This window comes from Siphonobacter sp. BAB-5385, from assembly GCF_002261125.1.
Taxonomy (GTDB): domain Bacteria; phylum Bacteroidota; class Bacteroidia; order Cytophagales; family Spirosomataceae; genus Siphonobacter.
The window spans coordinates 1-600 of the sequence record NZ_NMPS01000209.1 but is presented as its reverse complement, the minus strand read 5'-3'; the positions used below and the strand labels follow the sequence as shown (position 1 = coordinate 600).

The window sequence follows — 600 nt, the reverse complement described above, 5'->3', positions numbered from 1 at the left end:
GTCACTTCAATGTGGTATTGACCATCGGCCAGTTCGTTCATATCAAAACGGCGGGCGTAGCCGGTAGCGTTTTTACTGATGTTTTCACTGAAAAGAATATCACCCTTGGCATTTCGCAGGGAAACGATCAGTTTCTTACCCGCTACTTTTTCCAACAGAAAGTTGACTTTGCCTTGTTTCCCTTTGAAGACATTGACGGCATAAGAAGATTTAGCGGTTCCCTTAGGATCTTCCGTTGGACGAGGAGCAGCAAAGCTGTTCAGGGTAACGAAAGCAAAAGCAAGAGCGAACAGAGATTGAATGGAAGTTTTCATGGCTTTTATCGATTGAGATTGACAGGCAAAAGTGAGCTAATCGGTTGTTTTAGAAAATCATGGCTTGGGTACGTTCATCAGAGGTGACTGGCCTGATTGATGATTCAAAGTTGGGTTGAAAACAGGTACTATGCAATGCAAAGTAGTATGTAAGGCTTGGTTGCTGGATGAGCGGTGATTGATGGGGTTTGCGTTCCAAAACGGCTGACCTTATTTACACACCAAGGATGCAGCGAATCAGGGCTGCGTTGCAGTCAGGGCCGTTTTTTTAATATTTCAGGGATGA

The 600-nt window shown here is 44.5% G+C and carries 1 protein-coding gene; it reads right to left on the bottom strand.

Translation table 11 applies throughout. The annotated features are described in order from the left end of the window. A partial coding sequence (locus BWI93_RS20360; RefSeq protein WP_094814706.1) for a hypothetical protein occupies window positions 1-314 on the bottom strand: 314 nt, incomplete at its 3' end. Window positions 315-600 lie beyond the last annotated feature (286 nt).